Below are 3,952 nucleotides of genomic sequence, written 5' to 3'. Positions count from 1 at the left end.
AGGAGGTGGCTTGGGGCAGGCAGATGGTCGCGGCCTGGAACAGTGCGCATCCGGACCAGAAGGTGACTGCTCAGGAGATTCCGACTGGTAAGAGCTCCGAGGAGGTCATTGGTGCGGCGATCACGGCGGGTAACGCGCCGTGTCTGATCTTCAACACCTCTCCGGCGTCGGTCTCGCAGTTCCAGAAGCAGGGTGGCCTGGTGGCGCTCGACAGCTTCAGCGACGGTAAGCAGTACATCGAGGATCGCAGCGGCAAGGTCGCCGGGCAGTACAAGTCGACCGACGGCAAGTACTATCAGCTGCCGTGGAAGGCTAACCCGGTGATGATCTTCTACAACAAGAAGGCCTTCGCCAAGGCGGGGATCGACACCGCCAAGCCGCCGCTGGCGACCTACGACGAGTTCCTCGCCACCTCGCGCAAGCTGGTCGCCGCCAAGGCCGCCAAGGCCGCGATCTATCCGGCGCCGACCAATGAGTTCTTCCAGTCCTGGTTCGACTTCTATCCGTTGTTCGCGGCCGAGACGGGCGGCAAGCAGTTGGTCGAGGACGGCAAGTCGCAGTTCGCCTCCGACGAGGGCAAGAAGGTCGCCAACTTCTGGCGCACTATGTACGCGGAGAAGCTGGCCCCGCAGGAGAAGTACACCGGTGACGCGTTCGTCGACGGCACCGCCGCGATGGCGGTGGTCGGCCCGTGGGCGATCGCGACGTACAAGGGCAAGGTGGAGTGGGGCGCCGTGCCGGTGCCGACCTCGGCCGGTAAGCCGGCCTCGGAGATCAACACGTTCAGCGACGCCAAGAACGTCGCGATGTACACGGCCTGCAAGAACCGCGGCACCGCCTGGGATGTGCTGAAGTTCGCGACCAGCAAGGAGCAGGACGGCAAGTTCCTCGAGGCCAGTGGCCAGATGCCGTTGCGCAATGACGTGGCCGGCGCGTTCCCGGAGTACTTCCAGAAGAACCCGGACTACAAGTCGTTCGCCGACCAGGCCGCCCGGACGGTGGAGGTGCCGAACGTGGCGAACTCCATCGAGATCTGGCAGACCTTCCGCGACGCGTACTCCAAGTCCGTGATCTTCGGTCAGCAGGACCCGGGCGCAGCCCTCGACGGCGCCGTCCAGAAGGTCGACCAGCTCGCCGCGCAGTCATGAGCAGTCGGCTCGCCACTGCCCCCGCGCCGACCGGCAGCGCCCGGCCGGCGGGGAGGCGTGGGCTGCTGAGCACGGTGCTGGGCAATCAACCGATCGGTTCCGCGTTCGTCGCGCCCTACCTGGTGTTCCTGGCCGCGATCTTCGCCTACCCGCTGGGGTTCGCGGTCTACATGTCCTTCCACGACTACTTCTTCACCGCACCCGGTGCGGTCGTGGACCGGCCGTTCGTGGGATTCGACAATTATGTGACGGTGTTGTCGGACCCGGCGGTGCGGCGGTCGTTCCTGAACGTCGGCATCTTCTTGATCATCAACGTGCCGCTGACGGTGATCCTGTCCCTGGTGCTGGCCTACGCGCTGAACAGCGCGATCCGCTGGCGGACGTTCTTCCGGGTCAGCTACTACGTGCCCTACGTCGCGGCGAGCGTCGCCGTGGTCGGGGTCTGGCTGTTCCTGTTCAACGAGAACGGGCTGGTCAACACCGTGCTCGGCCCGCTCGCGCCGAGCCCGTCCTGGCTGGTGAACTCGAAGCTGGCGATGCCGACGATCGCGATCTACGTGACCTGGAAGCAGCTCGGTTTCTTCATCCTGCTCTACCTGGCCGCGCTGCAGAACGTGTCGAAGGACCTTTACGAGGCGGCGTCGATGGACGGCGCCGGTCGATTCAAGTCCTTCTGGAACGTGACTGTGCCAGGGGTGCGGCCGGCCACCACGCTCGTCGTGCTGCTGGCCACGGTGACCGGGGCCAACCTGTTCACCGAGCCCTACCTGCTCACCGGTGGCGGTGGCCCTAATGGGGCTTCGGCCTCGCCGGTGCTGGTGATGTACCAGAAGGGCATCGAGCAGGGCAACCCTGACATCGGGTCGGCGATCGGAGTACTGCTGGTGATCGGTGTGCTGCTGCTCGCCCTGATCGAACGTCGCTTCGTCTCGAGGGAGGACCGATGAAGATTCCGTGGCGTTTCCTCACCCTGCTGGTCGGGGCCTTCGTCTTCTTGTTCCCCTTCTACTACATGCTGATCGGCAGCCTGCAGGCCGAACCGGACCCGACGGTCAGGGGCGCCTTCCCGGAGCCGGGAAACCTGACCGGCCAGAATTACGTGGAGATCGACAAAGCGATCAACCTCGGGCAGTCGTTGCTGAACTCCGGGATCTTCACCGGCGGGGTGATCCTCGGCACGATGGTCTTCGGGGTGCTGGCCGGCTACGCGCTGGCCCGGTTGCAGTTCCGCGGCCGGGGTGCGGTGTTCGGCCTGATGCTGCTGGTCCAGGTGGTGCCATTCCAGTTGCTGACCATCCCGCTGTACGTGATGGTGGTTCGCAGCTACGGCCTGGCCGACTCCTACCTCGGCATGATCGCGCCGTTCGCGATCAACTCGGTGGCGGTGTTCATCTTCCGGCAGTACTTCCTGCAACTGCCGCAGGAGTTGTTCGACGCCGCCCGGATCGACGGCGCGAGCGAGCTGAGCACCCTCTGGCGGATCGCCATCCCGTTGGTCCGGCCCGCGCTGCTGACCGGCGTACTGGTGACCTTCATCGGCCCGTGGAACGAGTTCCTGTGGCCGTTCCTGATCACCAAGCAACAGGATCTGCAGCCGTTGGCCGTCTCCCTGTCCAACTACCTCACCACCGTGTCGGCGCGAGCGGCGAACCCGTTCGGTGCGGTACTGGCCGGTGCCTGTGTGCTGGCCGCGCCCGCGGTGGCTCTGTTCATCGTCTTCCAGCGCCAATTCATCTCCTCCAGCCTCGAGTCCGGGGTCAAGGGCTGACACCGCCTCGACCCCCCTCCTTTCTTCTTCGTTTCTTTTGAAAGGTCTTTCGCTGTGACTGTTCCCTATACCCTGACGCGCCTCGGTGTCGTGATGACGCCAGAGCCGGGCAACGACCTCGAGTCCGAGGGCGTACTGAACCCGGCCTCCGGCCACACCCCGGACGGCGCCCTCTACCTGCTGCCCCGACTAGTTGCTTCCGGCAACGTATCCCGCGTCGGCCTGGCCGCCGTCGAGCTCACCGACGGCGTACCGACCGGCGTGACCCGCGAAGGCATCGTGCTCGCCCCCGACGAGGGGTGGGAGCGCGGCCTGAACAACGCCGGCGTCGAGGATCCGCGAGTGACCTGGATCCCGTCGCTGGGCAAGCACGTGATGACGTACGTCGCCTACGGGCCGCTCGGGCCCAAGCCCGCGCTCGCGGTCTCAGACGACCTGCGGAACTGGACCCGGCTGGGCCCGCTGCACTTCGAGTACCAGCCGGACCTGGACACCGATCTGAACCTGTTCCCGAACAAGGACACCGTGTTCTTCCCCGAGCCGGTGCCCGGGCCGGACGGCGAACCGTCATACGCCATGCTGCACCGGCCGATGTGGGACCTGGGCTGGTTCCGCGAGGGCGAAGGCATCCACCTGCCGGCCGGGATCAAGGACGACCGCCCGGGGATCTGGGTGTCGTTCGTGCCCGTCTCCGAGGTCGAGCGTGGCCTGGACAACCTGGTGCACCTGCGCCACCACCGGCTCGTGGCGATGTCGGAGTACCCGTTCGAGGAGCTCAAGATCGGAGCCGGACCGGCGCCGCTGCGGGTACCCGAGGGATGGCTGGTCATCCACCACGGAGTGACGGGGGAGCAGCCGAAGGGCTTCGACCCGACGACCCAGAGGGTCAGCTACGCGGCCGGCGCGCTGCTGCTCGACATCGCCGATGTGACGAACGTGCTCGACCGGACCGCTGAGCCGCTCCTCGTGCCGGAGACCGAAGAAGAACGAATCGGGACCGTCGGGAACGTCGTGTTCCCGACAGCTATCGAGGAGG

General features: G+C 66.0%; 4 protein-coding genes. All 4 read left to right on the top strand.

Going from position 1 to position 3,952, the window contains the following annotated elements:
• A partial coding sequence (locus tag ACFPJ1_RS43305; RefSeq protein WP_380112284.1) for an extracellular solute-binding protein occupies positions 1-1,148 on the top strand: 1,148 nt, incomplete at its 5' end.
• Positions 1,145-2,095 carry a carbohydrate ABC transporter permease gene (locus ACFPJ1_RS43300; protein WP_380112283.1) on the top strand — a complete coding sequence of 317 codons (951 nt, stop codon included), beginning with the start codon at positions 1,145-1,147 and terminating at the stop codon, positions 2,093-2,095. The genes ACFPJ1_RS43305 and ACFPJ1_RS43300, both read left to right, overlap by 4 nt.
• Positions 2,092-2,916, top strand: a complete 825-nt coding sequence (locus tag ACFPJ1_RS43295) for a carbohydrate ABC transporter permease (RefSeq protein WP_380112282.1) — start codon at positions 2,092-2,094, stop codon at positions 2,914-2,916. The genes ACFPJ1_RS43300 and ACFPJ1_RS43295 overlap by 4 nt, the downstream gene beginning before the upstream one ends.
• A gap of 54 nt (positions 2,917-2,970) precedes the next feature.
• Positions 2,971-3,952 (top strand): glycoside hydrolase family 130 protein (locus ACFPJ1_RS43290; protein ID WP_380112281.1); only part of this gene is annotated, 982 nt, incomplete at its 3' end.

The organism is Kribbella qitaiheensis, from assembly GCF_042657745.1.
GTDB classification, from domain to species: domain Bacteria; phylum Actinomycetota; class Actinomycetes; order Propionibacteriales; family Kribbellaceae; genus Kribbella; species Kribbella qitaiheensis.
The sequence above is the reverse complement of the archived record's forward strand: the minus strand, read 5'-3'. Positions and strand labels throughout refer to the sequence as shown.